A 26,732-nucleotide genomic window follows, 5' to 3' on the forward strand; every position below is an offset into this window, starting at 1 on the left:
GGCGCCCCGACGGCACCCGCACCCACGGAACCCGTACCCACAGCACGCGAACCGAGGAAAGGAACCACGGAGCCATGCACTCCGACATCCACTTCCAGCTGCACGCCCTGACCGCCGCCGAGCTCCACCGGAAGACCGCCGACGGCCACGGCCGCCCCGGCTCCCTCCCGGCCACCGCCACCGCCCCCGCCCTGCGCGTCCGGCTCGGCTGGACCCTGGTCGAGCTGGGCCTGCGCCTGGCCACCCCCGCCCACCACTCCATACGCCTGGCAGCATGAGCGCTCCGGGGGGACACACGGAGGAACCGGCGGACACGGCGGAGGGCGGAGTCCGTACGGCGAAGGGCGACCGGGCTCCCCTGCTGACCGTCCTCGGCGCCAACGCCGTCTCCATCACGGGTAATTCACTCACCCTCATCGGCGTCCCGTGGTTCGCGCTCGACACCACGGGGAGCCCCGGCAAGGCCGGGTTCGTCGCCTTCTGCGCGGCCCTGCCCGTCCTGCTCGCCACCCTCGCGGGCGGCCCGGTCATCGACCGGATCGGCCGCCGCCGCGTCAGCATCACCTCCGACCTGGTGTGCGCGCTCGCGCTCGCCGCGATCCCGCTGCTGCACCACACGGGCGTCCTGGAGTTCTGGATGCTGTGCGCCCTGATGGCGGTCACCGGCCTGTTCCACGCACCCGGCGAGACCGCCCGGCACGTCCTCGTGCCCGATCTCGCCGCCCGCGCCGGGACCTCGCTCCCCCGGGTCGCCAGCCTCTACGACGCGGTGTCGCGCGGCGCCCGGATGACCGGCGCGGCCGTCGCCGGGCTCCTCGTCGCCGCCCTCGGCGCCGACACGGTCCTGGTCCTCGACGCGGCCACCTTCGCGCTCTCCGCGCTGCTGGTCGTGGTGGGACTGCGCGGGGTCCCGGCGGCCGAGCCGGTACGGGACGGCCCCCGGCTCTCCCCCGCCCGCTACCGCGCCGACCTGCGCGAGGGATACGCCCATCTGTTCCGCAACCGGCTGCTGTTCGGCATCATGATCATGGTGATGGTCACCAACGGCCTGAACCAGAGCTGGAGTTCGGTCCTCCTGCCGGTCCACGCCCGGGAGCAGCTCGGCGGCCCGGCCGCGCAGGGCCTGATCGTCGCCGTCTTCGGCGGCTGCGCCCTCGCCGGTGCGCTGCTCTACGGGGCGGTCGGCGAACGTCTGCCGCGCCGGGCGGTGTTCACGGCGGGCTTCCTGGTCGGCGGCGCCCCGCCGTACCTGGTGGCGGCGCTCACCGACACCACCGCGCCGCTCCTGGTGACGGTCGCCGCGTCGGGCTTCGGCGTCGGTTTCCTCAATCCGATCCTGACCACGGTGATGTACGAGCAGGTCCCCGACCGGCTGCGCAGCCGGGTCGTCGGGGCGAGCACCGCGGGTGTGCTGCTCACCACCCCGCTGGGCGGTCTGGCCGCGGGCCTGCTGGTCGAGCGGATCGGTCTGACGACGACGCTGCTCGGGATCGGCGGGCTGTACTTCCTGGCCACCCTGGCGCCGCTGGTCTTCCCCGCCTGGCGGGGGATGGACGTACGGCCGGAGGCACGGCCGGAGGCACGGCCGGAGACCGGGGCGGAAACCCTGCCGGACCCGTCGCCGCCGGGACGGGCGTCCCGCGACGGCGGCACGGTGCCGGTCAGCAGGACGGGACCTTCGACTCCTGCCCCTGTTCCAGGGCCCGGAGGGACGCCACCGCGTCGCTGAGCGCGGTGACCGGCACCAGCCGCAGGCCCTCCGGCCGCTCGGCGCGGGCGTCGCCGCACTCGGCCTTCGGCACGAGGAAGACGGTGGCCCCGTCCCGGGCGGCGGCCTGGGTCTTGAGGGAGACCCCGCCGACGGCGCCGACCGTGCCGTCCGGGTCGATGGTGCCCGTACCGGCGACGGTCCGGCCGCCGGTGAGGTCGCCGCCGTCGCCGTCGCCGTCGAGCTTGTCGACGATGCCGAGGGAGAACAGCAGTCCGGCACTGGGCCCGCCGACATCGGCGAGGCTCAGGGTCACCTCGACCTTCTCGGGGTCCTTCTTCAGGTACCCCAGGGCGGCGAGGGCCGCCGCGTCCTGCGACTGCTTCATCTGCCCGAGGTTCCGCTTCTCGATCTCGGCGTCGGACTTCCCCGGCGGGTAGACGGACGCGCGCGGCAGGACGGCCCGGTCGGTGCGGAACCAGGCGTCGGCCACGTCCCCGAACCGGATGTCCGCGGACGGCCCGGTGGCGAGGATCGTCGTCATCCGCAGCTGGCCCCGGGTCTCCCGGACCGGGGCGCCGGTGATCGTGATGATCTCCTTCCCCTTGTTCTCGCCGAGCACGTCGGCGGTGGTGCCGGGCTGTGCGATCGCGTACGGCAGCGGGGCGAGTCCGACGACGGCGAAGAGCGCGAGGACGGGCACGGCGCAGACCGCGAGGGCACGGGGACGCGAGAGGCTGGAGAACACGCACCCAATCTACTGGGGCGCGGAGGGTGACGGGGCCGCCCCTCGGGGGTCCGGCGGCGGGCGGTCCTGCGGGCGGCTGCCGGTCCGGGGCGCCGGGGCGGAACGGGAGGGGCGCGCGACGGCCCGGCGCGCGGCCCCGTGGAAGCCGTGGGGACCGGCCCGGTCGGGCCCGCGCCCGGGGCTCGGGGCCTGCGGGCGCGGGGCCCCGGCCCGGCCCTCCCGGGGAAGGGCCGGGGCGGGTGGGGCCTGTACGGGGGCGGGGCGGCCGGGGGGCTCGCTTCGCGTGAGCCGGGCCGGGTGGGCCCGGGAACGTACGGAAGAACCCCTCCCTCCGCCGCGCGCCCTAGCGCAGGGCGTCGGCGACCTCGCGGGCCGCGTCCACCACGCGGGGGCCGACGCGTTCCGGTACGGCGTCCGCGAGCATCACCACGCCGACGCTTCCCTCGACGCCCGTCACGCCCACCAGCGGGGCGGCGGCGCCGCTCGCGCCCGCCTCCAGTTCGCCGTGGGTCAGGGTGAAGCCCTGTTCGGTCAGACCGCCCTGCCGGGCGGCGAGGATCGCCCGGCCCGCCGCGCCCCGGTCGAGGGGGTGACGGAATCCGGCCCGGTAGGCGACGTGGTAGTCGGTCCAGGTCGGTTCGACGACCGCGACGGCGAGCGCCTCCGCCCCGTCGACGAGGGTCAGGTGGGCGGTCGCTCCTATGTCCTCGGCGAGCGAGCGCAGCGCGGGCAGCGCCGCCTCCCGCACCAGCGGGTGGACCTGGCGGCCGAGCCGCAGCACACCGAGGCCGACGCGGGCGCGTCCACCGAGGTCGCGGCGGACGAGGGCGTGCTGTTCGAGGGTGGCGAGCAGACGGTAGACCACGGTCCGGTTGACACCGAGTCGGTTGGACAACTCGGTGACGGTCAGGCCGTGGTCGGTGTCGGCGAGCAGTTTGAGGACTCTGAGTCCCCGGTCGAGCGTCTGGGAGGTCTCCGCGGTCACGACGCCCTCTCCTTCGGAGTGAGTGGCGGCGGATCTCTCACGGGGTTGCGTCACCGGTCCCGTCGGCGACACACGTCAGAGGCCGCCGGCAGGAAGGGGTACACCGGCTGCGCTCCGCGGCGGCGCTGCCACGGGGCGATTGCTTTTGAGCCGGGACAGTAGCGACCCGCTCCGCTGAGCGGAAGACCTCGTCCAGAATCCGGGCGCCGACGACCGGATACGGACGGTTCAGGACCTTCGTCGGTCGTACGCGGGACTTTGGAGGACAAGACCGGCTATGTCGTGCCCCTAGCGTGGAGGATGCCCGGAGGCCGACCGTGGGGGCCGGTCTCCGAGGCGGGTCCCGCCGCCGGTTCTCTCCGTGCGGGACGGACCGAGGCCCGTACGAACGCCGTCGTACGGGCCTCGGTCTTCTCCCCGGAACGTCACCGCATCCGGGTGGCCCACTCCTGGACCTTCTTGATGCGTTCCCGGAGCTGCCCGGCGGTCGCCTCCGCGCTCGGCGGGCCGCCGCAGACCCTGCGCAGCTCGGTGTGGATCACCCCGTGCGGCTTGCCGGTCTGGTGGACGTACGCGCCGACCATCGTGTTGAGCTGCTTGCGGAGTTCGAGCAGTTCCTTGTGGGAGACCACCGGCCGCCGTTCGGCCGGGAGCTCCAGGAGGTCGGCCTCCTCGTCCGGCTTCCGGCGGCTGTGCGCGATCTGCCGGGCCTGCCGCTTCTGCAGCAGCAGCTGGACCTGGTCGGGTTCGAGCAGGCCCGGGATGCCGAGGTAGTCCTGCTCCTCCGCGCTGCCGGGGTGGGCCTGCATCCCGAACTCGGCGCTGTTGTAGAGGACGCGGTCGAAGACGGCGTCGGACTCCAGCGCCTCGAAGGGCAGCATGTCCTGTTCGCCGGTGTCCTCGTCCTGCTGGCGTTCGGCCTCCGCCATCTCCTTCTCGGACTCGGCGTACGGGTCCTCGTCGTCGCCCGCCTTCTTCGGCTTGTCGAGGACGTGGTCGCGCTCGACCTCCATCTCGTTGGCGAAGCCGAGGAGGCTGGGGATCGTCGGCAGGAAGACGGAGGCGGTCTCGCCGCGCCTGCGCGAACGCACGAAACGGCCGATGGCCTGCGCGAAGAACAGCGGGGTCGAGATCGTCGTCGCGTACACGCCCACGGAGAGGCGGGGCACGTCGACGCCCTCGGACACCATGCGGACCGCGACCATCCAGCGGGAGCCGTCCTCGCTGAACTCGTCGATGCGGTTCGAGGCGCCGGTGTCGTCGGAGAGGACGACGGTCGCCTTCGTCCCGGTGATCTCGCGGATCAGCTTGGCGTACGAGCGGGCCGAGTCCTGGTCGGAGGCGATCACGAGACCGCCCGCGTCCGGGATCGACTTGCGGACCTCGGTGAGCCGCTGGTCGGCGGCCCGCAGCACGTTCGGCATCCAGTCGCCCTTGGCGTCGAGCGCGGTGCGCCACGCCTGCGAGACCGCGTCCTTGGTCATCGGCTCCCCGAGCCGGGCGGCGATCTCGTCGCCCGCCTTGGTCCGCCAGCGCATGTTGCCGCTGTAGGAGAGGAAGATGACCGGGCGGACGACGCCGTCGCCGAGGGCGTTGCCGTAGCCGTACGTGTAGTCCGCCGAGGACCTGCGGATGCCGTCGTTCCCCTCCTCGTAGGTGACGAAGGGGATGGGGTTGGTGTCGGAGCGGAACGGGGTGCCGGTGAGGGCGAGCCGCCGGGTGGCGGGCTCGAAGGCCTCCAGACACGCCTCGCCCCAGGACTTGGAATCTCCGGCGTGGTGGATCTCGTCGAGGATGACGAGGGTCTTGCGCTGCTCGCAGCGGTTGCGGTGGAGCATGGGGCGGACGCCGACACCCGCGTAGGTGAGGGCGACGCCGTCGTACTCCTTGCTGAGCGGTCCGGCGCTGTACTCCGGGTCCAGCTTGATGCCTATCCGCGCGGCGGCGGCGGCCCACTGCTTCTTCAGGTGTTCGGTCGGGGCGATCACGGTGATCTGCTGCACGACGTGGTGGTGCAGCAGCCATGAGGCGAGGGTCAGCGCGAAGGTCGTCTTGCCCGCGCCGGGGGTGGCGACGGCGAGGAAGTCACGGGGCTGCTCCTGGAGGTACTTCTCCATCGCTCCCTGCTGCCAGGCACGCAGCTTGCCGGCGGTACCCCAGGGGGCCCGTCCGGGGAAGGCGGGAGAGAGGTGATGGGAGGTGGTGGTGGTAGTAGTCACGATCTCCGGGTTCGACGCTCGTCCAGATATGACAACCGGGCCACCTTACCGGCGGCCCGACCCGAACCTCGTACGAAACGGGCCGGGCACCGCCCCGCTGCGACTCAGCTCACTCCGGGGGAGATCGACTCGCGGGGCGTGACGGATCGGCTATGGCCGGGGGGGCAGATCGGGGCGCGGGACCGGGATGGGGCGGGGTCGGCCGGGGGCGGGGGGCGCGGGACGGGGCCGGGGGGCGCGGGACGGGCGGGGTCGGCTCGGCTCGCCGGGCCGACGGGGACCGGTCGGGTGATCGGGCGGGTGATCGGGCGGGTGATCGGGCCGGTCCCGGCATGGTGACCGGGCCAGGACCGATCGGGTCACCGTGCCGGGGGCTCGGTCGGGTCAGGCCGCCGGGCCGGGGCCGGTCAGCTCCCGCAGACCGTCCGCGATGGTCCCCACCTCGTCGGCCTCCCCGGTCGCCACGGCGATGACCAGGCGTTCGGCCGTGTCGATGTCGGGGCGGACTCCGGTCCCCGGGACGTCAGCCGCGGGTCTCCGGGCCGTGGAGTCGGGTCGCCACCCAGGCGCCCACCGCCGCCACGCCCGCCATCGGCAGGAACACCACCGTGAAGGCCCCCGGGTGGGAGCCCGTGGACGTCGCGGCCGTGACCGCGTGGCCCACCGCGCCGCCGCCGAGCGCCGCGAAGGCCGCGCCGCCCGCGGCGAGCAGCAGGACGTTGGAGAGGCCGTCGGAGATCTGCAGCGCGGCCGAGTTCGCGCCCACCTCGTCCGGCGCGGACAGCTTCATGAGCAGCACGCTCGTCGAGGCGATCACCGCGCCCATGCCGAGACAGCCCAGCGCCCAGGCGACCGCGAGGACCCAGACGGGCACCGCCGTGATCAGCACGCTCGGCGCCGTGGCGATGGCGAGCGCGACCAGGACCATGCCGAGGACGACGAGCCGCTCCCGGTACGGCTCCGTCCACGGCCGGGCCTGGATCCAGGAGCCGAGCGCCCAGGTGAGGCCGCCCATGGCGAGCGAGAGACCGGCCAGGGTGGGGCTCAGACCCCGCTGGGTGACCAGCATCAGCGGTACGAAGGACTCGGCCGCGATGAACGCACCGGCGGCGATGCCACGCAGCAGCACCACCGAGGGCAGGCCGCGGGCCGCCCGGTAGGTGCCGTGCGGGAGCAGGCCCCGGACGGCGGGCACCAGGAGCGCGACACCCACGACGGCCGGGAGGAGGGAGAGCCAGCGCAGTTCCTGGCCGGCGTACTGGAGGAGCGCGGCGCCCGCCGAGATCGCGAGCGCCAGCCCGATGCGGCGCCGGTCCCAGGCGGCGACGGGCGCGGCCGGGTCGGCGGGGCCCGAGGCGGTGCGGCGGATCGCGGGGAGCGCGAGGGCCAGCGGGAAGACGACGAGGGCGGGGATGCCGAGGAAGACCCAGCGCCAGCCGAGGTGCTCGGTGACCGTGCCGGAGGCGAGGGGGCCGACGACGGAGGGCACGACCCAGCTGGCGGCGAAGGCGGCCATGATCGCGGGCCGGAGGTGTTCCGCGTAGGCCCGGCCGACGATCACGTACAGCGCGACGATGACGAGCCCGCCGCCGAGGCCCTGCACGGCCCGGCCGAGGATGAACAGCCACATGGCCCCGGCGGTGCCGGAGAGCAGCAGCCCGGCGGCGAAGGCGCTGATGCCCGCGGCGAGGGGCGCGAGCGGCCCGCGCCGGTCGGACCACTGTCCGGCGAGGACCATGGCGAAGAGGCTGGTGGTGAAGTACGCGGAGAAGGCGAAGGCGTAGACGGACACGCCGTTCAGCTCGCGGGCGGCGACGGGCATGGCGGTGCCGACCGCGGTCGCCTCGAAGGCTATGAGCAGGACGACGGAGACGATCCCGATGCTGAGCGCCCGGTGGGCGGAGTCGAGGACGGACCCCCCGGTGTCCTGCGCGGGCGCGCGGGACGCCGGGTCCGGCGGGAGGTCGACGACGGTGCCGGGGTCCGCGGCGTCGCGGGGTTCGAGGGCGCTCATTCCCCCAGAGTAAGAGGTGTTTCCGCTGATGGCGCCTGTCAGGAGTCCCGTTCGCCCTCGGTCGTCGGTCGTACGTCCATGAACGGAGTGTGGCAGCGGCATGTCAGTCCCGTGGCACACCCCGGGCCCCTCTTGAGCCCCTCCCGTCCCCGCCCTACGGTCGTACCCAGAACACCGCACGACCGTGTGCCCGAGTGGTTGAGGGGCTCGCCTGCAAAGCGAGTTACGTCGGTTCGATTCCGATCACGGTCTCCACGAGGTCCCGTCCCGGGACCTTCACCACCCACGCCGGACCGTGCCACGGTCCGGCCATGAACGACCGAGCCGGACGCAGACCCGGCGCCCTCCTGGGCGTGGGCGCCGCCGGTGTCCCGTTGCCCGGCATCACTCCGGGCGCGGGGGCGGCCGAGGGCTGAACCAAGCGGGCGAGGGGGCGGCCCCTACCGTTCCCCGCGCCACTTCTTCGCCTCGAACACGGGCTTCTCGGGCAGCCCCGCGTCGTTCTCGCAGCCCAGCTTCCTCACGACCGCCAGCGTCACCGAATGCAGAACGGTGAGGTACGCCTCGCGGGTGGCGGGGGTGTTCTCGGGGTACGCGCCCTTGCCCCGGTCGTCGAACTCGATCATCGCGTGCAGCGGGGCGGGCTCCTTGCCGGAGCCCTTCAGACGCGGACTGGAGCACCCGACGAAAAGGTGCGCGTCCTTGTTGTCCGCGCTCGCCTCGCGGCCCATCGCGTACAGGTGGCGTCCCTGAGCCTGCCACTTGGTGCCGTCGTCGTACAGATCGCCAGGACCGTACAGGACCGCGTCGATCTTCACCCCGCTCCGCACGTCGCCGTCGGCGGTCACCTCGCACAGATCGGGAAGGCCCGGCCCCCTGCCCAGCGTCGCCTGGTCCTCGATCAGCGCCTCGGTGATCCGGCCGAGACCGACGCCCCCCGACCGGAACTCCTCGGTGCCCAGCAACGACCCGAGCGCCGTGACCGCCTCGGGCGACAGGGTGCCGTCGCATTTCTGGGCGACCTGCCGGTCCTCCTCGCCGCCCCCGCACGCGGTGAGGAGCAACCCGAAGGCCAGCACGGTCGAGACGGACGCGGACACTCTTCTCATCGGGATTCCTCGTGGGGGTGACGGGGGGGATCAGCCGGTCTCGGGGGCGTTGCCGGTCTGCCTGGCGTGGGCGTTGCCGCCCAGGTATCCGCTGCCCACGGACTCGATCATGTCCTGGCGGAATTCGCTGCTCACCTGGCCGCGGTGCTCGAACAGGAACCTCTCCATGGGAGATTCCGCGCTGAAACGGCCCTGGGTGTAGATGAGCTTCTTGTCGTCGTGGATGTCGTCCTCGATCTTCTCCTTGTGGTCCTCGACGGACTTGTCCGACCAGTCGCCGATGACCTGTCCGGCGAGCTGCTCCATGACCCCGGAGCCGGTGTCGACGGCCAGCGGCACGAGGACGGCCGCCGCGCCGACGGCGGCGGTCGCGGGCAGGAAGGCCACACCGGCGGCGATGCCGACCGTGGCGCCCAGCTCCACCCAGCCCGCCTTGGCCGCCTGCGCCTTCTCGTACTCCTCGTGCTTCTTGATGCCCTCGGCCTCGACCTGGGCGCCACGGGACTCGTCCAGCAGGCCCTGGAGGGTGGCACCCGTGTACACGGCTCCCCGGGCCCGGCCCTCGTCGATCTTGCCGTCCGGGCCGACCTGCGCCTCCAGGACGCTGGTGGTGTAGAGGCGCTCGGCCGTGGAGACCGTGGCGTAGGCGTCGGGATGCTGACCGAGGGTGCTGAGGAAGTCGACGGTGGCCTGTCGGCCGAACGAGGGGTGGGCCGACTGGTCCTTCGTCGGAGCGTGGACGCTGTCGGTGACGTTCTTGTCCAGACCCCAGTTGAGGTCGTCGATGTACCCGGCGCCCATGTTGCCGAGGCTGTCCGCCAGCGGGGACTGCCACTTCTTGACCAGTTCGGCGTCGCCGCCGTACTTCTCCACGACCTGCGTCATGATCCCGGCCGTGGTCTCGTCGCGCTTCAGCTCCGGCGTGGTGTCGTCCCACGCGTGGCCCAGCGTCGCCGCCTCCAGGGCGTGGCCGAGGGCGTCGGGCATGTAGTCGGCGGACTTCCTCGCGTCGTCCGGGTGGTGCCCGTCGATGTCCGGGAAGAACTCGTACTTGTCCGTCGCGAAGACGTCCAAGTAGTTCGTGATCGGGTCACCCTTCTTGTCCTTGCCCAGGTTCAGGTCCCCGCCGACGCTCCCGTCCTTGTTGTACGACGTCGGGTCCTTCGAGAAGAAGTCCTTCGCCGCCTCCGGGCTGTGGCCCAGGGCCTCCAGCATCGAGATCATCGGGTCGAAGCCGGAGCCGTTCACGCCCGAGGGGTTGTACTGGTTCTTCAGCCAGCCGCCGCCCAGGGGCTTGCTGTCGGCGAAGAGGTAGGGGTCCTTCGCGTGGAGCTGGGTGACGTGTTCGGCGATCGGGACCAGGAACTTCTTGTCGTAGTCGCCGTAGCGCATGATGCCGCCGAGCAACTGGTACCCGTACGCCGGGTTGTTGTCGTACTTGGCCAGCGGGATGCGCTCGGTGCCCAGTTTCCGCATGTCCGCGGACCACTTGTCGGTCCACCCGTCGCCGCCCTGCGTGGCGGTCGCCAGGTTGAGGCCCAGGTTCTTCTGGAGCGCCTGGACGTCGGCGAGGCGCTCCTTGTCGACCTTCGAGTACTCGTACGTGTCCGTGGACAGCTGCCCGAAGAACTCCAGGGCGCCCTTGGGGCCGAGGTGGTCGTAGAAGGTGCGGGAGAACTCCTTCGAGCCGCTGTTGTCCGCGAGCAGCTCGTTGAGCCGCACCAGCTCCTCGTGGCTGATGTCCCGGCCCTTCTTGGCCAGGTCGGCGGCGCGCTGCGCCTCCTCGGCGTCGAGGCTGCCGTACTTCGGGGCGCTGAAGTTGTTCCTGTCTCCGGTGATGTTGGCCTTGAGCGCGTTGGAGCAGGACTCGTCGGCGTCGTCGCAGGTCTCGACGATCGCGTCGATCCGCCGCTGCATCGCTTCGATGTCGGCGATCTCCTGGCTGACCATCATCCGGAAGTCGGGGTCGTGCCGCATCCCCTGGTCCTTGGTCTGCGACAGCGGTTCGACGGCCTCGACCTTCCCGCTGGAGGTGACCCTGAAGCGCTTGGCGGGGGCGTCGGTCTCGACGATCGTCTTGAGGTCGTCCTTCGCCTTCTTGAAGGCGTTGTAGCCGTCGAGCAGGACCTTGTGGATGCCGTCGGCGGCCTTCGACGCGTCGTCGAACTCCTTCGCCGTCTTGTCCACGAACGGCTTGGTGACCTCGGCGTTCACCCCGCGCCAGTAGTCGTCCCTGGCCTTCGCCGCCATGGTCGTACGGGCGTCCTCGGCGAGCTTGTCGAGCTTGCCCTTCATCGTGGACCAGTCGTCGGCGGCGGACTTCATCTTGTCCAGCGGCGCCTGGTACACGTTGTCAAAGGTCAGCACAGCAGGTCCCCCGCCTACTTGAAGTACTCGTTGATCTTGGAAGCCGCGAGGGCCGCCTGGATGTCCGCCTCTTCCTTCGCGTGCGAGGCGGCGCTGTAGTCGAGGTGGTTGGAGATGTTGGCGCAGGCGTCGAGCAGCGTGTTCAGCTGCGAGCTCCACGTCTCCTGGACGGTCGCCATCGCGGACCCGGTGCGGAAGCCGTGGCTGGACATGCCCGTCGCCGCCTCCGCGGTGTTCGTACGGGCGTGGTTCCCGTCCTTGGCGAGCCGTCCGTGCAGGGCGTAGGCGGCGCTGCCGATGGCCCCCAGCTTGTCCTGGTCGACGCCGAGGTCGGCGTTCCCGCCGCCGCTTCCGCCCGGCTCCGGAGGGACCTGGTTGAGCCGCATACTCACGGTGGCCGTGGACGTGGTCCGGACGGACGCCCACTCCTCTTCGAACGACATGCTCCACCCCCGCTGATACCGCTGTGCTCACGCGCCCGTTCGGGCTTCGCCCCCGCAAGTTCGGCATCTGCGGAGGCACCGCGATCGTAGCCGCAGGGAACTCCGTCCGAGCACTGGCGGCCCGGATTCCACCCCGCCCGGAAGATCTTCACGCGGTACGCGCACCCACTTCACCTTCGCAACCCGGACAGCCCGGACTTTTCCCGGACCCGGGACCGTCGGCCCCCTCCGGGCACCCCCCTCCGGGCACGGCCGCCGACCCCCTCCTCGGTAGGCTCGGCCCGCCCCCGTCGCCACGGGGCGCACGGACGACGGGGGAACGGGGAACAAGGAACAGTGGAGCGGTCACGCGCTGAGCAGAGGCAGTGGACGGAGCGGACAGAGCCGGTGGATCCGGTGGAGCGGACCGAGCCGGGACACGAGGGGCGGGAGTGCGCGCCCCCGCGCGAGCCAGGCCCGCGAGCCGCCTCCGGCAGCCCCGTCCGCTCCCCCCTCCACTCCCCCGCGCCCGCCTCCGCCTCCCACGACCCCACCCGCCGGATCGGCCCCTACCGGCTGATCACCCGGCTCGATCCGCCCCGACCCGCCCCGCCCTGCCGCCGGTTCATCGCCCGTACGGCGGACGGGGAGCGGACCGTACTCCTCAGCGCCCCGCTGCCCGGCGCCGACCCGGCCCGGTTCGCCGCCGAGGCCGATGCGGCCCGCCGTCTCGTCGGCCCCTGGACCGCACCCGTCACCGAGACCGCCGCCCCCGGCGAACCCCCCTGGTACGCCGTCCCGTACGTCCCCGCCCTGCCGCTGCCCGTGGCCCTCGCCGTCCACGGCGGCCCGCTCCCCGAGTCCACCGTCCGGGCCCTCGGCGCCCCTCTCGCCGAAGCCCTCGCCGCCGCGCACGCCCAGGGCCTCACCCACGCCGGGGTCTCCCCCTCCGCCGTCCTCCTGACCGCCGACGGACCCCGGCTGACCTGCTACGGGGCGGTACGGGCCGCCTCCGCCGACGGCGAGCCGCGCACCGGCCTGCCCGGCGTCGACCCGGGTTCCCTGGCCCCCGAGCAGTCCTCGGGGGGCCGCCCGCGCCCGCCGGGGGACGTCTTCGCGCTCGGCGCCGTCCTCGCGTACGCCGCCACCGGCCACACCGTGCCCGAGCGGGACGAACTCCCGCCCGCGCTGCGGCCGGTGATCTCCGCCTGTCTGGCCCGCGACCCGGCCGACCGGCCCACCGCCGCCGCCACCGCCGCCGCCCTCGCCCCGCCCGCCGCCCACGGGACCGTCCTGAACTCGGCCGGTTCCCTGCTCGCCCCGGGCTGGCTTCCGGGCCGGGTGGTGGCCGCGCTGGCCCGCCAGTCGGCGGAGCTCCTCGCGGTGGAACTCCCGTCCCCGGCAGGACCGTGAGCGCCCCCCTTCCGCCGAACCCCCGGACGCGTAAGGGCCGCACGCCCCCGCCCTTACGGAACTCCCGCCCCTGGAAGGCCCGTACACCACTCCACTGAGTGAACTCCCGCCTCTAGAGGGCTCGTTCACCTCCTCCGGCAAGGGAACTCCCGGCCCCATCAGGGCCGTACCTCCCTCACCTCACCGACCCCCCTTTCCCCAGCGGGGCCATGAACCCTCCCCCGTTCCCGGACCTGACGGACGTCTTCCCATGCTGTCGCCCCTGACCCACGACGACCCGGTCGCCGTCGCCTCGTACCGTCTGCTCGCCCGCCTCGGCACCGGCGGCATGGGCACGGTCTATCTGGCGCGCACCCCCGGCGGCCGTACGGTCGCGCTCAAGACCGTGCACGCGCGGCTCGCCGCCGACCCCGCGTTCCGGGCCCGGTTCCGGCTCGAAGCCGACGCGGCCAGGATCATCGGCGCCCGTCACGGCGCGGCCGTCGTGGCCGCCGATCCGCTCGCCGGGACGCCGTGGCTGGCCACCGAGTACGTCCTCGGCCCGCCCCTGGACGACGCCGTCGCGCTCGGCGGCCCCCTGCCCGAGCCGACCGTCCGCGCCCTCGGCGCCGCGCTCGCCGGGGCCCTCGCCCAACTGCACTCCTCGGACGTGGTCCACCGCGACCTCAAGCCGTCGAACGTCCTCGTCACCGCGTACGGACCGAAGGTCATCGACTTCGGCATCGCCCGCGCGGCGGGCGACGACCACCTCACCCGTACCGGAACGGCGGCCGGAACGCCCGCGTTCATGTCCCCCGAGCAGGCGGGCGGACAGGAACACCCGCCCGCGGGGGACGTGTTCGCGCTGGCGGGCGTCCTCGTCTTCGCCGCGACCGGCCACGGTCCCTTCGGCACCGGCTCCCCCGCCGACCTCCTGTACCGCGTCCGGCACGCCGAACCCGACCTCACCGGCGTACCGGAATCCCTTCTGCCGGTCCTGACGGCCTGTCTCGCCAAGGACCCGGCGGCCCGCCCCACCACCGCCGTCCTGGCCGACCGGCTGCACGACGGCCACGGCGAGTTCGCCGACCACCTGCCGCCGCTGGTCCTCGCCGACATCGCCCGCCGCGCGCACGACGTCTGGCTGCCCGCCCCGCACCGCCTCCCGGCCCCCACGACCGCCGCCGTCGCCGCGACCGCACCGGCGGCGCCCCCGCTCTCCCGCCGCCGCCTCCTCCTGACCGGCGGCGCGACCCTGCTCGGCGTCGCCGGAGCCGGAGTCGGCCTGAAGGCGTGGATGACGGCCCGGGACACCCCGCACCACTCCGGCGGCGCACCGTCCCCCACCGGCCCCACCGCGGTCCCCGCGACGACCGCGTCCGACGGATCGCCCGCAACCCTGTGGCGGGGCGACTCCCTGGACCGCGAGGAAGGCCTCACCCCGCTCCTCGCCGGGGGCGTCGTGGGCGTCGCGGAGACGGTGTCCTTCCGGGCGCTCGACCTGAAGGACGGGCGCGCGCTGTGGGAGGACCGGATGGTGGGCGATCCCCGGCAGATCACCACCGACGGCGGCCTGTTCTACGCGTCCGGCTACCCCTCCGACGGCACCTCGGCCCTGGTGGTCCGCACGCTCGCCGCCCGCACCGGAAAGGAGGCGGCCCGGACGATCGTGCTCAAGGAGTACGAGGGCTCCCCGTTCGGTACGGAACTCCTCACCGCGTCCAGGGGCGTGCTCTACGCGGCGTCCCGGCGGGGCGACCGGGACACCGGGGAGAGGGAGACCGGCTGGCACCTGCTCGCCGTCGACCTGCGCACCGGCCGGGAGGTCTGGCGGCAGCCGTACGCGTGGGGCAATGTGCGCCCCTGGCTCTGCCGGATCGTCGGCGACCGGCTGGTGCTCGGCAAGAACAGCGACGACCTGGCCTCCTTCGACGTCCAGGCGAGGGACCTGCGCACCGGGCGGCGGCTGTGGCGGCGGACCCTCCCGCTCCGCGAGTCCCTGTCCTACCGGCCGGGCCAGCTCGCCGCCGACGACCGGCACCTGTACCTCGGCGGCGACCGGCTGCGCGCGCTGCGGCTCTCCGACGGCGGCGTCGCCTGGGAGTACGGCGGAGGCTCCGCCTTCGGGCTCCCCGCCGTGTCGGGCGGCCTCGTCCACGCGAACGAGGCGGGCCGGGGCCTCGTCGTCGTCGGCGCCGACCGGGGCGCGGAACGCTGGCGGGAGGAACCCGGCGGCCGGGCCCTCACGCCGGAGCTGCTCACGGTCCCGGTGGTCGGCACCCGGTACGTGTACGCGCCGGTCCGGGGCGGACTGAGCGCGGTGGACCGGCGGACGCGCCGCTCGGCCTGGGTCTTCCCGACGGACGCCACCCGGTACGTCGTCGACGCCCCGGGACGGCGGATCGTCGGCGCGGGAGCGACCTCCGTGGTGGCACTGCCGTACGCGTGACCGCATCCCCGCCCTCGATACGTCCCCGGGCGCGCCCGGCCCCGACGGGCGAACCGGTCGAACCGGTCGACGGGCCCACGGGCCCGGCCGATTCCGACCGATTCCGAGCGGCCCGACCGTTCCGAGCGGCCCGAGCGGCCACCCCGGCCGTCGGCGGACACGGTCCGCCCGTCCCGCTCTCCGTCCCTCCGCACGCCCCTCCGTCCGTCCCGACCCGGAAGTCCCCATGACCCCTCAGCCCCTCGCCACCGGCGACCCCCTCCGGCTCGGCCCGTACCGTCTGCTCGGTGTCCTCGGGGAGGGCGGCATGGGCAAGGTGTACGTCGGCCGGGACGCCGACGGGCGGCCCGCCGCCGTCAAGGTCCTGCGCCCCGAACTCGCCCACGACCAGCACCTCGCCCTGCGTTTCGTCCGCGAGGCCGCCATGGCGCGGGCCGTCACCGGCGAGGGCGTGGCACGGGTCCTCGGGGCGGAGACCGAGGGCGGACGGCCGTGGATCGCCGCCGAGTTCCTGGCCGGGCCGACGCTCGACGAGGCCGTCCGCGCCCACGGGCCGATGGACGCGCCCACGGTCCGCGCGCTGGCCGCCCGGCTCGCCCTCGCCCTGCGGGACGTCCACGCGGCCGGACTGGTCCACCGCGACCTCAAGCCCGCGAACATCGTGCTCACCTCGACGGGCCCGCGCGTCATCGACTTCGGCATCGCCCGCCCCGAACACGGCCTCACCCTCACGACGACCGGCCAGATCCCCGTCACCCCCGGGTACGGAGCCCCCGAGCAGGTCCTGGGGCAGCGCGTCGGCCCCGCCTCCGACGTCTTCTCGCTCGGTGCGGTCCTCGCGTACGCGGCGAGCGGGCGCCGCACCTTCGACGGCGGGCACGTGGCGGCGGTCCAGTACGAGGTGGTGCACGGCGACCCCGACCTGAGCGGGGTGCCGCCGGAACTCCGGGAGCTGATCGGGCCGTGCCTGGCCAAGGACCCGGCGCTCCGCCCGCACCCGGTGCGGATCGCGGAGGCGTTCGCGCCGCCGAAGGGCGCCTCCCGGGCCTGGCGCGAGGGGCCGCTCGCGGAGGACATCGCCCGGCGGGAGACCGCCGTACGACGGCTGACGGCGCCGCCGGACACCTCCGCGCCGTCCCCCGGTCCGTCCCGGCGCCGCTTCCTCACCGGGGCGGCGGCGGGCGTGGCGGTCCTGGGCGCGGGCGGCGGGGCGGGCGCCTGGTGGTGGCTGGGCCGGGAGGGGAAGCCTCCGGCGTTCGACGTGCCACCGGCGGCGGTGGTCCCGGAGGCCGCGTTCCTCTCGGCCGTGGACACCGCGCCGGGCGAGGTCCCGAAGCCCTTGTGGGGTCCCCTCGACGTGGCCGCGCCGGACGGCGGGCTCCCGCTCCCCGTCCGGGACGTGCTGGTCGTGGGGGCCGGGACGGGCGGGCTGCTCGCCCTCTCCGTCACGGACGGCGCGGAGCGGTGGCGGGCCCCGGACGTGACCGCCGGCACCGGTTTCGTCACGGTCGCGGACCGGCTGGTCGTCGGCGTCGGGAAGGAGGGCGCCCTGCACGCGTACGCCGCCGCCACCGGCGCCCCCGTCTGGCGGACCGGTGACGGTGTCGGCGACGTCCTCGCCGCCGACGGCACCCGGGTCTACCTGGTGACCGAGGACGACGAACTGCGCGCGGTCGACGCCTGGACGCTCGCCACCGCCTGGACCCGCCCCATGCCGTCGCCGCGTTCCCCCATGGGCCCGGCGAAGGCCGCCGTGGGCCGTGGACGGCTGGTCGTGCACGGCAGGGACGGCAGGGTGGAGTCCCTCGACACGGCGACGGGCAGGACGGTCTGGACGATCGAGGGCCAGGGCACCCACGGCCAGGCGCCGTCGATCGGCGGCGGCGCCGTGTACCTGGGCGGCCCCCTGCTGACGGCCCGGCGGCTCGACCGGGGCGAGCTCCTGTGGAAGGAGGACGCCGGTGACCTGGCCGACGGGGAACCGGGCTGGGGCAGCCCGGCCGCCGACGGCGGTTCCGTCGTGGCCGTCGAGGGCTACCAGGCGCACCGCTACCGCACCCTGACCGGCATCGACATCCCGAGTTCGGAGTGGATGGAGGTCATGGACGTCCGGGGCGGCATCACCGCGCCGGTGGTGGAGGGAGCGACGGTCTGGCTGCCCGAGGGGGACGACAGCACCGTCCGCGTGGTCCACAGGACCACGCACGCGGCCCTGTTCACCGTACGGATGCAGCGCGAGGGCCCCTACCGGATGGCGAGCGCCGCCCACCGCGTGTTCATCGCCCGCGGCGGGCGGATCGCGGCGATGCCGGTGTACGGGGCCTGATCGGACCGGTCCCGGTCCGGGGCGCCCGGATCGGGACCTGGGTCGGGGTCGGGGCCAGGGTCAGAGCCAGGCCGGGACCTGGGCCGGGGGTCCGGCTCGATCCCGCCCGGTCCGGCCCCGGCCGGGTCCTGTCCCGCGCCGCTCAGCCGCGCCGCGAGCGGAGTACGGGCACGGCGACGGCTCCGGCGAGCAGGACGGCGGCGGCGATGCCGAGGCCGATCCAGAGTCCAGTACCGCCGCCCCCGGCGTCGGCTGCGGCGGCCTGCGGGGCGGGCGCCGGGGAGGTGCCCGAGGGAGCCGGTGCGCCCGGTGCGGAGGCGGAGGCTGACGGCCCGGGGGTCGCGGTCTCGGCGAGGTCGTCGATGGGCCGGACGTCGGCGGGCCCGGGGTCGCCGGGCGTCTTCAGCGTCCGCAGCGGCCGGATGGCACCGTAACCGACGAAGTCACTGCGCTCCTCGCCCTTGAGGGGCTTGGCGACCGTGTTCAGCATGACCTTCAGGACCTGGTTGTTGGTCCAGTCGGGATGCTTCGCCCAGAGCAGCGCGGCGGCGGCGGAGGCGAGGGCGGTGGCGTTGCTGGTGCCGGTGGAAGTACAGACGCCGCCACCGGCGCAGGCGGCGACCGTGTCCTTGCCCGGGGCGACGAGATCGACCTGGGGTCCGTGCTGGGACATCGGGATGCGCGCCGCCTTGTTGTCGACGGCGCCGACTCCGACGACACCGGGGGTCGCCGCCGGGTACATCAGTTCGTTGCCCTTCTCAGCGTCGTTACCGACACCCGCAAAGATCAGCGACCCTTTGCTGAGGGCGTAGGTCACAGCGTCGGTGAGCTGCGGTGACGTCGCCGCGACCGCGACGGAGATGTTGATGACCTTGGCCCCCGAGTCGGCCGCATACCGAATTGCCTGAGGCATGATCCTGGTGAACTGCTCATCGGCCGCCGCCCGGCTCATCCCTCTGGGCTCACCGCCCGGAACTCGGATCGGAAGGATCTTGGCGCCTGGCGCCAGCCCGAACGCCCCCTCGCCACCGTCCCGTTGCCCCGAGCCAGCGATGAGCCCCGCCATGCTGGTGCCGTGACCGCTGTAGTCCGTGTATTCGTCACCCGACTTCTCCGGGAAGAAGTCCTTGCCTTTGAGGACCTGACCCTTGAGGTCGGGGTTCTCCCTGTCCACTCCGGTGTCGATGACGGCGACGGTGACGCCCTTGCCCGTGCTGAGCTGCCAGATCTCCTCGGCCCCCATGGCGTCCAGCTGCCACTGCCGTTCCCGGGCCGCGTGGGCGGGGACGGAAGCGATGCCGACCAGCAGCATCCCCAAGGCGGCCGAGGCGGTGACCCGGGCACGACTCCGCCGAACACTGCTGGTAGGCATCTGCTTCCGCTTCCTCGCGCTGATCAGTCGATGACGGGCGGCGCCACGCGGCGGCCCTGCTGCCAGGTCTCCTCGTCCTCGACCAGGTAGTCGGGACGCTCTCCGTTCTGTTCCTCGCGCTCGCCTGGCTTCGCCTGGCTCCCGCGCACGAGACCGGACCCGCCGGGCGTGAAGGGACGTCCGGTGCCACCGACCGCTCCGGCGCGCTGCGCCTTCCCGCCGACGACCCCGCCGGTCTCCCCGGCGAGCCTGCGGCCCCCGCTGATGCCGCTCTGGCCCGCGCCCGCGCCGCCCATCGGACCGCCCATGCCGGGCGCGCCCATGGGACCACGCCCCATGCCCGCGCCCGCGCCGCCGCGCCCGGTCGGCTCGCCGCCGATGACGGTGCCGCGCGGAATGCCGGTGGCGGGACGGCCGGTGGTCTGGGGGACGGCCCGCCCGCCGCTGATGCCCTCGCGGGGACCGCCCCCGAGCGGGCCGAGTCCGCGCGCGCCGCCGGTGACCGGGTTGGTGGTGAGCGGGCCGCGCGAGCCGGAACCGCCGGTGACGGGAGCGGTGGGACCCAGCGGGCCCGGAACGCCCTTCACACCGAGCGGGGGCACGCCGGTGGGCACGAGCGGAGGCGTACCGCCGTCCGGCTTGGTGAGCGGAGGCTGTCCGGTCTGCGTCGGGCCGGGCCCGGTGGTGGTCGGGTTCGGCAGGGTGTCCACGCTGTCGATGCCCAGGTCCACGGGGACGTCGGGCCGGACCTCGGGCCGGACGACCCGCGTCGGCCCGGTGGTGTCCTGCGACGGCGGGACGACGTTCGTGTCGGCAGGCGGGCGGGATCCGTCCGGCTGGTCGTACAGACTTGTGGACGTCCCGGTGGAAGAGCCCGTACCGGTGCCCCCTCCGCGTCGCCCCGAGGAACCGGCATACACGAAGTCGCCGCCCACCATGTCGTTCCGCGCCGGTACGAAATCCCCCGGCGGCGGCGGAAACGTGGGCGGTTCAAGGCCCTTCATGTTGTACGAGGACCAGGTGTACGCGCCGGAGAGCTTCTCCAGTTCGGCGGCGGCCTCCTGCTGGTTGGCGCGCTCCTTGGCCTCGATGGCCTTGAGGTCCTCGCTCGCGGCCATCGACTTCTTGGCGTTGTTGGCGACGGTCGCCGAGTCCGGGTCGTTGCGGTACTTGATCGCCGCTGCCAGGTTCTCCTTGGCGGAGGCGTGCGAGGTGTAGCGGGGCGTGGCGCTCTGCGCGGTGGCGATGGCCTGGGCCGCGTGGTCCATCCAGGTGGCCGCGTCGGAACCGTAGGTGCCCAGGGAGTGGGTGGAGCTGACGACGCTCTCGGCCCACACGTTGAACGCCTTCTCCGCCTCGCCCTCCCACTCGACCCGGCCGGTGCGGTTCTTGAGCTGCTCGGCGATGCGGTGCATCTCCTCGGACGCCTCTTTCAGGCGGCCGGCCGCGTTCCCCACGTAGAACGAGCTGGCCTCGTCCAGCCACGCCAGCATCTGCTGGTGGGACATCGAACGGAAGTCGGTGCCCCCGCCTCCGCCGCCCTCTGCAGGCCTCATCCTTCGCCTCTTCCCCCGTGTGTCCTTCTGGTCCCGTCCCCGGCGCGCTACTTGAAGCTGCCGCCGCCCTCGGTCGCCCCGCTGCCCGTGCCCGCGGGCACGCGCCCGGCCTCCACGTCGGCCTGACGCTTGGCGTCCTCGGTCCGCTGATGGATCTGGAGCATCTTGTACCGGGTGTCCTCGTCCAGCTGCTCGAAGCCGTCCTTGGACGCGACGACCGCGATGCCGAGGCCCTCCAGGCAGTCGCGCAGCAGTCCGGAGAGTTCGACCAGCTGCTTGAGCACCGCGTTGTACGCGTCGTACACCCCGGCAGCCTCGGACCAGGCGGCGCCGCCGCCGCCGAACTGGGCGCGCACCACCGGGTCCGCCTTCATCTTGCCCTTGTCGGCCTCCGAGGAGGTGAGCTTCGTGATCAGGGCGTCGATGCTCGCCTTGAACTCGGTCATGGTCTCCGAGTTGTAGACCACGGCTTCCCTGCTCATGCCGTGCATTCCAGCCTCATAGGGCCTCATGCCCGCGTTCCTCCCCCGTGAACCGCCATGGCAGGGCGTCCGGGACCGCCTGGACGCCCTCCTGCCGAGTCTAGAAGTTCACTGTAGCCAGGAACGACGACAGTCCGCACCTCCTGGTTGCACGAGCAACGGACATCGCACGGTCACGAATTGGGCACGGCGACGGCCGCCTGGGGCCTGATCGGAAGGCGGTTGACCGGGCGTCCCGTCGCCGCGCGCACGGCTGAGGCCACCGCGGCGGGTGAGGTGACGACCGGGACCGCGCTCGCCGCCTTCGCGCCGAAGGGCGCGACGACGTCCCGTTCCTCGACCAGTTTCACGATGCGAATGTCGGGGGCGTCCAGGGACGTCGGGAGGGCGTAGCCCGTGAAGTCGGGGTGGCGGACCAGACCCCGGGCCGTACGGAGGTTCTCCGTGAGGGCCGCGCCGACGCCCTGGGTGACGCCCGCCTCGATCCGGGCGGCCAGCTGGGCCGGGTTGAGGATCCGGCCGACGTCCTGGGCGACGGCCATCTCCACGACCCGTACCGAGCCCAGTTCGATGTCCACGTCGACCACGGCGCGGATCGCGCAGAACGCGAGGCCCACGAACGCGTCGCCCTGGCCCGCCTCGTCCAGCGGTTCGGTCGGATGGGGGCGGCACTGGGCGGTCGCCCACAGCTCCTTGCCGTCCAGCGCCTCCGTGACCGTCGTGGAGAGGACCCCGTCGTACGAGGTGATCTTGCCGTCGTTGATCTGGAGCAGCTCCGTGGACATGCCGAACTGGTGGGCCAGCGGCTGGAGGAGCTGGGTCCGCACCATCTTCGCGGCCCGCTCGACCGCCCCGCCCGACACCCAGGTGTGACGGCCGTGCGCCGACGGTCCCGCCGGGGGCTGGTCCGTGTCCACGGGTGCCACGTGGACCTCCTCGATGCCGAGGGTGTCCTGCACGATCTGCCGGGCGAGCGTCGAGAAGCCCGAACCGGTGTCGACCGCCGAGCAGATGACGGTGGCCGCCCCCTCGTGGACCCGTACGGTCGCCGTCGAGACCTCGTCGGTGCCCTCCGCGCCCAGCATGTGGACCATGCCGAGCGCGTACCCGACGCCCCGCCGGACCGCGCCGGGCTCGCCCGCGCCCTCCGGGCCGCCGGGCAGCAGCCAGTCGCCCTCGGGGGTGTCCTTGGGGAGCGGCGGTAGCGGGAACTCCCGTACGGCGGAGAGGAGTTCAGCCACCGGGGCGGGGCAGGTCACGGTCTGTCCGGTGGGCAGGATGTCGCCGGTCGCCATGACGTTCCGCATCCGCAGCTCGGCCGGGTCGACGCCCAGTTTCGCGGCCAGCCGGTCCATCTGCGCCTCGTAGGCCGCGCACACCTGCATCGCGCCCTCGCCCCGCACATGGCCGGACGGCGGGTTGTTCGTACGGACCGCCCAGCCCTCGACGAAGGCGTGCGGGACGACGTAGGGGCCGCAGGCGAAGGCGACCGCCGCCGCGAGGGACTCGGACGAGGAGTCCGCGTAGGCGCCCGCGTCGAGCAGGATCTGCGCCTCGACCTTCACCAGGCGCCCCTCCGCGTCGGCGTGGTGCCGGTAGCGCAGCAGGGTGGGGTGGCGGTGGGCGTGGCCGAGGAAGGACTCCTCGCGGGTGGCCGTGAGCTTCACCGGGCAGCCGGTGCGCAGCGCGAGCAGGCCCAGCGGGATCTGGAAGCCGGGGTCCTCGCGGTCGCCGGTGGCGCCGGGGACGCCGGTGACGACCAGTCTGACCTGCTCCGGCGGCAGTCCGAAGCAGGCGGCGGCCAGGTCGCGGTCGGTGTGCGGGTCGGTGGACGCGGTGTACAGCTCGACGCCTCCGTCGGGCCGGGGCACGGCGAGACCGGCCTCGGCTCCGATGGGCGCCGGGTCCTGGCGGCCGATCCGGTACAGGCCCTCGACGACGACCTCGCCGACCGCCGCCGGGTCGCCGAAGCGCAGCGGGATGTGCCGGATCAGGTTCCCGTCGGGGTGCAGGGGTTCGGCGGCGAAGGCCTTCTCCGGGTCGGTCACCGGGTCGAGCACCTCGTACTCGACGGTGATCGCGGCGGCGGCGAGCCGGGCCGTGTCGGGGTGGTCGGCGGCGACCGCGGCGAGCGCCTCGCCGTGGTGGCGGACCAGGTCGGAGGCGAAGACGGGCCGGTCGGCGACCCGGCGGCCGTAGGTCGCGGCGCCCGGTACGTCGGCGGCGGTCACCACGGCGCGGACGCCCGGCATCGCGGCGGCGGCGCTGGTGTCGACCGACAGCACGCGCGCGTGCGGGTGCGGGGAGCGCAGGATCGCCGCCCAGAGCAGGCCCTCGGCCCACAGGTCGGAGGCGTACGGGAAGGTGCCCTCGGTCTTCGCGCGGGCCTCGGCCTGCGGGAGCGAGATCCCGAGTCCGTGCGCGGCCGGTTCCCCGGCCGGGGCGCCCGAGAGGTCGGGGAGCGTGGGAATGGCGGTGGTCGCGTCGCTGCTCACGCCATGCCTCCGTCGTGCGTGGGGGGAATCTGGTGCGGGATCCGGGGGCCGTCGGCGTCGTGCGCGGCGGCGGCGCCCGCCTCGCGTCCGGCGACGACCTCCTGTACGGCCGCGAGCACGTTCTGGTAGCCGGAGCAGCGGCACAGGTTGCCCGCGAGGGCCTGGCGCGCCTCCAGTTCGGTGGGGGCGTGGTTGCCCTCCAGGAGGTCGTGCACGGTCATGCACATGCCGGGGATGCAGAAGCCGCACTGCACGGAGCCGCACTTGGCCATCGCCCGCTGCACGTCCGAGGGTTCGCCGTCGGACGCGAGGCCCTCGACCGTCCGGACCTCGCTGCCCGCCGCGGTGGCCGCCGGGACCAGGCAGGAGGCGACGAGACGGCCGTCGACCTGCACGTTGCACGCGCCGCACTCGCCCTGTGAGCAGCCGTCCTTGGCGCCCGCGAGGCCGAGCCGCTCGCGCAGCACGTAGAGCAGGGACTCGCCGATCCAGGACCCGGTGACGGGCCGGTCGGTGCCGTTCACCCGCAGGGTGTACGAGGTGTGGGGGTGCTCGTCGCTGTCGGTGGACGCGAAGGGCCCCGCGGCGGCTTCGGGCACGGGAACGGGGTCGGTCCCGGGCTCGGGGGCGAGGACCGGACCGGTCGCCTGCCCGGGGACGGTCGGCTGCCCGGGGACCGGCGGACCGGCGTGCTCGGGCCGCTGCCCGCCCGCGTGCTCACCTGCGGGATCACCCGCTCCGTGGTCATCCGCTCCGTGGTCGCCCGCTCCGTGGTCGCCCGTGGAGTCGCCCGCGTGCTCCTCCACGTGCTCGGCCGCCCGCTCGGAGCCGGGCCCGGACGGGGAGCCCTGGCCGGAGTCGGGACCGGGGGCGGGGTCGGACGGGTGGGCCGCGGAGGGCCCGTGGGGTGCGGCGGGCGCGGGCGAGCCGGCCGGTTCGTGAGGGGCGGACGGCCCGTGGAGGCCCGCGGGCGCGGGCGCTGCGGAGGACCCGTGCGGCTCACCGGCTCCGGCGCTCCCGCCGGGCCCGTGGGCGTCCCCGGCTCCGTGCGCGTGACCGGCCCCGTGGGTCTCGGCGGCCCCGTGGGGCTCTCCGGACGCGTGTACGGGCTCGACCGCGTGGGTCTCGCCCAACTCGTGGACCTCACCGGCCCCGTGGAGGGCGTCGGCCGACCGGCCGGGGTCGCTCCCCCGCACCGGATCGCCGGGCCCGTGGACCTCACCGGGGCCGTGCGCCCCGCCGGGACCGTGCTCCGGGGCCGACCCCTGCGGGGGGACGGACCGGTGCGTCGGCTCGTCGTCCGGCACCGGCGGGCGCTCCTGCACCGGCGCCGGGCCCTGCGGGGCCGCGCCGGTCCCGTGCGTCACGCCGGAGGTCAGGGCCGCGCCGGAATCCCGCTCGGGCCCGTGCTCCGGCCCGTGCTCGGGCCCTTGTCCGGGTGCGGGCCGCTGCGGGTGCGCGTGCTCCCGCTCCGCCGTCCGCGCGTGCTCCGCCGCGGGTGCGCCGCCGTCGCCGGGGAGGGCGGGCGCCGGTTCCTCCGGCAGCGCCCACGGCGCGGGGGCGCCGCCCGGCAGGGTCGCGGGGGCCTCGGCGTAGGGGCGGACGGCCGAGGCGGCGAACCCGCCCGGCCCCTCGTCCGGTCGCGGCGCGTCCGGCACCGTCCACTGGCCGGTGGCGCCCGGGTCGGGGGCCGTCGTCTCCGGGAAGTGCCACTCCGCCGTGGCGTGCGGGTCGCCCTGGCCGGGCGGCGCCGGGTAGGGGGCCGTCCGCTCGGCGTACCCCCCGTACCCGGAAGCGTCGAAGTACGGGACCTGCTCCGGGTAGGGGGGCTGCTCCGCCTGCGCCGGCACGTGCGCCGACCAGCCGCCGGTGGCCGCCGCGCCGTCCGGCGCCATCGGGGCGAGCGGCTGGAGGGGGGTGATCATCGGCGGTACGTAGCCGTGGCCGGGGGCCTCCAGCGGGACGCCCTCCAGCATGAAGTCCGGCGGGAGCTGGACGAAGGCCGTCGCGTCGCCGTCGTACCCCTCGCTCTGCGGGATCGGCTCCCAGCCGCCGGGGCTCCCGCCCTGGTTCCCCTGCTGTTCGTTGCTCACGACAGTGCCCTCCCCAGTGCCCGTCGGGCGAGTGCGGCGACCGTGCGCCGCAGGTGCAGTACGGCCGGGGGCAACGCCTCGTCGCCCGGTGGGTCCGGGATGCAGGCGGCGGCGACGTACTCGCCGAACGCCGCGAGCGCCTCGGGGGCCAGTCCCCGGTCGTTGTCCCAGTCCACGAGCGAGGCGATCCAGCGCTCGGCCTCCAGCGGGCGCAGCGGCATCGGGGCGACGGCGCCGACCGCGCAGCGGACACCGCGCCGGGCCGGGTCGAGGACGACGGCGACGGACGCGGTGGCGCGGGCCGGGCCGGTGCGGCCGGTGGCCTTGACGAAGACCTGGGGGGCGTGGAGCAGCGGGACGCGGACGAAGGCGACGAGTTCGCCGGGGGCGAGCAGGTCGCGGCCCGCGAGCAGGTGGGAGACGGGGATCTCGCGGCTGCCGAGCGGCCCGAGGACGACGAGGTCGGCCTCCAGGGCGGCGAGGACGGGCAGCGAGTCACCGGTGGGCGCGGCGGTGACGACGTTGCCGCCGAGGGTGCCCGCGTTGCGGATCTGGGGCGGTCCTGCGGCGCGGGCGGCGGCGGCGAGGGCGGGGATCAGGGCGGCGAAGTCGGGGCGGCCCATGCGGGCGTGGGTGAGGCCCGCGCCGAGGAGCGCGTGGCCGTCCTGGTACTGCCAGCCGCGGATCTCGTTGATGCGGCTGAGGCCGACGAGTCCGGCGGGGCGGAGCTGGCCCTTGTTGACGGCGGCCATCAGATCGGTGCCACCGGCGACGGGGACGGCGGCCGGCATCGCCGTGAGCGCCGCCACGGCCTCGTCGAGCGAGGCGGGCAGCGTCACGGACTGCGCCGTCTGTGGTGCGTGCGTGGTCAACCCGCTGCCCCTTCCCGGTGTCCCGGTGGTCCCCGAATGTGCCCGGCCGTAGCGCCTGCGTGTGGGCGTACCGTACGTGCTCACAGGCCGGACGTGGCAACTCTGGCACATCTTGGGAGCGGT

General features: G+C 74.3%; 18 protein-coding genes, 1 tRNA gene and 1 pseudogene. 6 read left to right on the plus strand and 14 right to left on the minus strand.

Features of this window, described 5'->3' with window-relative positions; all coding sequences use genetic code 11:
- Window positions 1–74 precede the first annotated feature (74 nt).
- Together ACIO92_RS21945 and ACIO92_RS21950 are read left to right on the plus strand one after the other, a co-directional pair.
- Entirely contained in the window at window positions 75–278 is a 204-nt protein-coding gene (locus tag ACIO92_RS21945; RefSeq protein ID WP_366441021.1) for a hypothetical protein, read from the plus strand.
- A complete protein-coding gene (locus ACIO92_RS21950) occupies window positions 275–1,729 on the plus strand; it encodes an MFS transporter (protein ID WP_402282745.1) in 1,455 nt (484 codons plus the stop codon). The genes ACIO92_RS21945 and ACIO92_RS21950 overlap by 4 nt, the downstream gene beginning before the upstream one ends.
- Here ACIO92_RS21950 and ACIO92_RS21955 read toward each other — a convergent pair.
- The 5 genes and pseudogenes from ACIO92_RS21955 to ACIO92_RS21975 form a co-directional block, all read right to left on the minus strand.
- On the minus strand, window positions 1,662–2,456 hold the full coding sequence (locus tag ACIO92_RS21955; protein ID WP_366441019.1) for a hypothetical protein: 795 nt from the start codon (window positions 2,454–2,456) through the stop codon (window positions 1,662–1,664). The two genes, ACIO92_RS21950 and ACIO92_RS21955, sit on opposite strands and share 68 nt — an antisense overlap.
- A 343-nt stretch (window positions 2,457–2,799) precedes the next feature.
- Window positions 2,800–3,441: a helix-turn-helix domain-containing protein gene (locus ACIO92_RS21960; protein ID WP_351782840.1), complete on the minus strand. Its 642-nt coding sequence runs from the start codon at window positions 3,439–3,441 to the stop codon at window positions 2,800–2,802.
- Between the two features lie 425 nt (window positions 3,442–3,866).
- Entirely contained in the window at window positions 3,867–5,663 is a 1,797-nt protein-coding gene (locus ACIO92_RS21965; protein ID WP_366441186.1) for a DEAD/DEAH box helicase, read from the minus strand.
- A 381-nt stretch (window positions 5,664–6,044) separates the two neighbouring features.
- Window positions 6,045–6,176: pseudogene (locus ACIO92_RS21970) on the minus strand (type II toxin-antitoxin system death-on-curing family toxin); the annotation flags it as partial.
- A gap of 7 nt (window positions 6,177–6,183) precedes the next feature.
- The gene (locus ACIO92_RS21975) at window positions 6,184–7,674 is read right to left on the minus strand and encodes an MFS transporter (protein WP_366441016.1); all 1,491 of its coding nucleotides are present in this window, start codon (window positions 7,672–7,674) and stop codon (window positions 6,184–6,186) included.
- A 180-nt stretch (window positions 7,675–7,854) separates the two neighbouring features.
- Here ACIO92_RS21975 and ACIO92_RS21980 point away from each other — a divergent pair.
- Window positions 7,855–7,929: transfer RNA gene (locus tag ACIO92_RS21980), tRNA-Cys, on the plus strand.
- Between the two features lie 185 nt (window positions 7,930–8,114).
- Here ACIO92_RS21980 and ACIO92_RS21985 read toward each other — a convergent pair.
- Genes ACIO92_RS21985 through ACIO92_RS21995 form a run of 3 tightly spaced genes read right to left on the minus strand, consistent with a single transcriptional unit; the run spans window position 8,115 to window position 11,593 of the window.
- Complete coding sequence (locus ACIO92_RS21985) at window positions 8,115–8,783, minus strand: hypothetical protein (protein ID WP_366441015.1); 669 nt, start codon at window positions 8,781–8,783, stop codon at window positions 8,115–8,117.
- A 30-nt stretch (window positions 8,784–8,813) separates the two neighbouring features.
- On the minus strand, window positions 8,814–11,150 hold the full coding sequence (locus ACIO92_RS21990; protein ID WP_402282742.1) for a hypothetical protein: 2,337 nt from the start codon (window positions 11,148–11,150) through the stop codon (window positions 8,814–8,816).
- Window positions 11,151–11,164: 14 nt separating this feature from the next.
- The gene (locus tag ACIO92_RS21995; protein WP_366441012.1) at window positions 11,165–11,593 is read right to left on the minus strand and encodes a hypothetical protein; all 429 of its coding nucleotides are present in this window, start codon (window positions 11,591–11,593) and stop codon (window positions 11,165–11,167) included.
- A 540-nt stretch (window positions 11,594–12,133) separates the two neighbouring features.
- Here ACIO92_RS21995 and ACIO92_RS22000 point away from each other — a divergent pair.
- From ACIO92_RS22000 to ACIO92_RS22010, 3 genes are all read left to right on the plus strand, one after another.
- Window positions 12,134–12,985 carry a serine/threonine protein kinase gene (locus tag ACIO92_RS22000; RefSeq protein ID WP_402282879.1) on the plus strand — a complete coding sequence of 284 codons (852 nt, stop codon included), beginning with the start codon at window positions 12,134–12,136 and terminating at the stop codon, window positions 12,983–12,985.
- A gap of 250 nt (window positions 12,986–13,235) precedes the next feature.
- A complete protein-coding gene (locus ACIO92_RS22005) occupies window positions 13,236–15,413 on the plus strand; it encodes a PQQ-binding-like beta-propeller repeat protein (RefSeq protein ID WP_402282740.1) in 2,178 nt (725 codons plus the stop codon).
- 226 nt (window positions 15,414–15,639) lie between these two features.
- Window positions 15,640–17,739, plus strand: coding sequence for a serine/threonine-protein kinase (locus ACIO92_RS22010; protein ID WP_402282738.1), 2,100 nt, complete (start codon window positions 15,640–15,642; stop codon window positions 17,737–17,739).
- 142 nt (window positions 17,740–17,881) lie between these two features.
- On the opposite strand, the gene mycP is transcribed toward ACIO92_RS22010, so the two are convergent.
- The 6 genes from mycP to ACIO92_RS22040 form a co-directional block, all read right to left on the minus strand.
- Window positions 17,882–19,111 (minus strand): type VII secretion-associated serine protease mycosin, encoded by a 1,230-nt coding sequence (gene mycP, locus ACIO92_RS22015; protein ID WP_402058633.1) that lies wholly within the window; start codon window positions 19,109–19,111, stop codon window positions 17,882–17,884.
- Window positions 19,112–19,134: 23 nt separating this feature from the next.
- Window positions 19,135–20,667 (minus strand): hypothetical protein, encoded by a 1,533-nt coding sequence (locus ACIO92_RS22020; RefSeq protein ID WP_402058631.1) that lies wholly within the window; start codon window positions 20,665–20,667, stop codon window positions 19,135–19,137.
- A gap of 47 nt (window positions 20,668–20,714) precedes the next feature.
- Window positions 20,715–21,149 (minus strand): hypothetical protein, encoded by a 435-nt coding sequence (locus ACIO92_RS22025; protein ID WP_401237269.1) that lies wholly within the window; start codon window positions 21,147–21,149, stop codon window positions 20,715–20,717.
- 173 nt (window positions 21,150–21,322) lie between these two features.
- A complete protein-coding gene (locus tag ACIO92_RS22030; RefSeq protein ID WP_401237268.1) occupies window positions 21,323–23,644 on the minus strand; it encodes a xanthine dehydrogenase family protein molybdopterin-binding subunit in 2,322 nt (773 codons plus the stop codon).
- Window positions 23,641–25,737 carry a 2Fe-2S iron-sulfur cluster-binding protein gene (locus tag ACIO92_RS22035; RefSeq protein ID WP_402282735.1) on the minus strand — a complete coding sequence of 699 codons (2,097 nt, stop codon included), beginning with the start codon at window positions 25,735–25,737 and terminating at the stop codon, window positions 23,641–23,643. Before ACIO92_RS22035 ends, ACIO92_RS22030 begins: the two co-directional genes overlap by 4 nt.
- Window positions 25,734–26,609: an FAD binding domain-containing protein gene (locus tag ACIO92_RS22040; protein ID WP_351782883.1), complete on the minus strand. Its 876-nt coding sequence runs from the start codon at window positions 26,607–26,609 to the stop codon at window positions 25,734–25,736. Before ACIO92_RS22040 ends, ACIO92_RS22035 begins: the two co-directional genes overlap by 4 nt.
- Window positions 26,610–26,732 lie beyond the last annotated feature (123 nt).

This window comes from Streptomyces sp. NPDC087215 (assembly GCF_044744885.1).
Lineage (GTDB): Bacteria > Actinomycetota > Actinomycetes > Streptomycetales > Streptomycetaceae > Streptomyces.

Bases quoted from the DNA above. Each gene is read 5' to 3' on its own strand.
- mycP (WP_402058633.1), bottom strand. From the start codon at position 19,111: ATGCCTACCAGCAGTGTTCGGCGGAGTCGTGCCCGGGTCACCGCCTCG.
- ACIO92_RS22005 (WP_402282740.1), top strand. From the start codon at position 13,236: ATGCTGTCGCCCCTGACCCACGACGACCCGGTCGCCGTCGCCTCGTAC.
- ACIO92_RS21975 (WP_366441016.1), bottom strand. From the start codon at position 7,674: ATGAGCGCCCTCGAACCCCGCGACGCCGCGGACCCCGGCACCGTCGTC.
- ACIO92_RS22025 (WP_401237269.1), bottom strand. From the start codon at position 21,149: ATGAGCAGGGAAGCCGTGGTCTACAACTCGGAGACCATGACCGAGTTC.
- ACIO92_RS22010 (WP_402282738.1), top strand. From the start codon at position 15,640: ATGACCCCTCAGCCCCTCGCCACCGGCGACCCCCTCCGGCTCGGCCCG.
- ACIO92_RS21995 (WP_366441012.1), bottom strand. From the start codon at position 11,593: ATGTCGTTCGAAGAGGAGTGGGCGTCCGTCCGGACCACGTCCACGGCC.
- ACIO92_RS21945 (WP_366441021.1), top strand. From the start codon at position 75: ATGCACTCCGACATCCACTTCCAGCTGCACGCCCTGACCGCCGCCGAG.
- ACIO92_RS21950 (WP_402282745.1), top strand. From the start codon at position 275: ATGAGCGCTCCGGGGGGACACACGGAGGAACCGGCGGACACGGCGGAG.
- ACIO92_RS21985 (WP_366441015.1), bottom strand. From the start codon at position 8,783: ATGAGAAGAGTGTCCGCGTCCGTCTCGACCGTGCTGGCCTTCGGGTTG.
- ACIO92_RS22020 (WP_402058631.1), bottom strand. From the start codon at position 20,667: ATGAGGCCTGCAGAGGGCGGCGGAGGCGGGGGCACCGACTTCCGTTCG.